Raw genomic sequence first — 1,558 nt, 5'->3', positions numbered from 1 at the left:
ACTTCGTCCCGGCGCTGGAGCAGTTCCTCGGCGGAGCGGCAGGCCTGTCTGCGGCGACCGTGACCCGGCTGACCAGGCAGTGGCAGGACGACCACGCCGCCTTCCAGCGGCGCGACCTGTCCGACCGCGACTACGTCTACGTGTGGGCTGACGGGTTGCATCCGAAGGTCCGGCTCGGTCAGGCACACTCCTGCGTCCTGGTCCTGCTCGGGGTCCGCCTCGACGGCACGAAGGAGCTGATCGCTCTGGCCGAGGGCCTGCGCGAGTCCACCGAGTCGTGGGCCGACCTGCTGCGCGACTGTCGCCGCCGGGGCATGCGCGATCCGGAGCTGGTCGTCGGCGATGGAGCGATGGGCTTGTGGAAGGCCTTGGTCGAAGTCTTCCCGGCAGCCCGGCACCAAAGGTGCTGGGTCCACAAGGCCCGCAATGTCACGAACTGCCTGCCGAAGTCCGCGCAGCCCGGCGCGACGAAGGCGATGCAGGAGATCTACAACGCCGAGGACCGCACGCACGCCGACAAGGCGATCGAGGCGTTCGCGAAGACCTACGGCGCCAAGTGGCCCAAAGCCGTCGCGAAGATCACCGACGATGCCGAGGAACTGCTGGCGTTCTACGACTTCCCGGCCGAGCACTGGATCCATCTGCGGACCACGAACCCCATCGAGTCAACGTTCTCCACGGTCAAGCTGCGGACCAAGGTCACCCGTGGGGCTGGCAGTCCAGCCGCCGCCCTGGCGATGGTGTTCAAGCTCGTCGAGTCCGCCCAGACACGCTGGCGCGCGATTACCGGCGCCCATCTGGTCCCCCTGGTCCGCACCGGCGCCCGGTTCGAGAACGGCATCCTGGTCGAGCGACAGGAGCAGGCCGCGTGAACACAGCGAAGGACTACGGGGACTGCCAGATCTACCTACGAGGCGGCAATCGCGAGTCCGTGACTGCGCTCGTCGCGGCGGCTCTCGGCGCCTCCGCCGACGATCACTACACGATCCGATCAGGTCGGATGGTCTTCGAGATCCGGGACAACCCGGACGACGGGCTGGCCGCCGACTTCATCGGGTGGCCGTTCACGATCGAGGCGGAAGCCGACGACCCCGACCCCGTCCTCGTCGAAGCGGTGGCACGCGTGCTCACAGCATTCTGGAACCGCGGCCTCGACGCCGTTGCCGCCTGCGACTTCGAGGACGAGCTCCCGGACCTCGGCGGACTCCCGCGCTATCGCTGAACCACGCCGAATCCACAGGTCTTGACGATTCCTCGGTACACGATCAGAAGGTGCGGAGGTACGAAGTGGCTGAGCTGACGCCCTTCGAACACGCCTGTATCACGGCTGGGTTCAAGGAACCGGCGGACTTCTTACAGGCCTTCGAGGAGAGCGCCCAACTCCTCGCCGAACGGATTTCCGTGACGGAACGCCAGGCCAGACGATGGCGCCGGGAAGTTCCTCCCCCTGTGCCGCGGGCCGGTGCTTGGCGCGTGCTCCACGCAATGTTCGGGTTCGATCCCATCGAGCTGGGTTTCCCGAGACGCCCACCGGGTGTCACCGTGGGCCGTGCACCAC

Annotated in this window: 2 protein-coding genes and 1 pseudogene; all 3 read left to right on the top strand. The window is 67.3% G+C overall.

Features of this window, described 5'->3' with window-relative positions; translation table 11 throughout:
• Positions 1–872, top strand: an 872-nt coding sequence (locus TN53_RS40520; protein WP_046263881.1) for an IS256 family transposase, incomplete at its 5' end; no start/stop codon positions are given.
• Positions 869–1,222, top strand: coding sequence for a hypothetical protein (locus TN53_RS40515; RefSeq protein ID WP_046263880.1), 354 nt, complete (start codon positions 869–871; stop codon positions 1,220–1,222). The genes TN53_RS40520 and TN53_RS40515, both read left to right, overlap by 4 nt.
• A gap of 65 nt (positions 1,223–1,287) precedes the next feature.
• A pseudogene (locus TN53_RS48785) lies at positions 1,288–1,558 on the top strand (hypothetical protein); the annotation flags it as partial.

It is taken from the genome of Streptomyces sp. WM6386 (genome assembly GCF_000972385.1).
Taxonomy (GTDB): Bacteria; Actinomycetota; Actinomycetes; order Streptomycetales; family Streptomycetaceae; genus Streptomyces.
The sequence above is the reverse complement of the archived record's forward strand: the minus strand, read 5'-3'. Positions and strand labels throughout refer to the sequence as shown.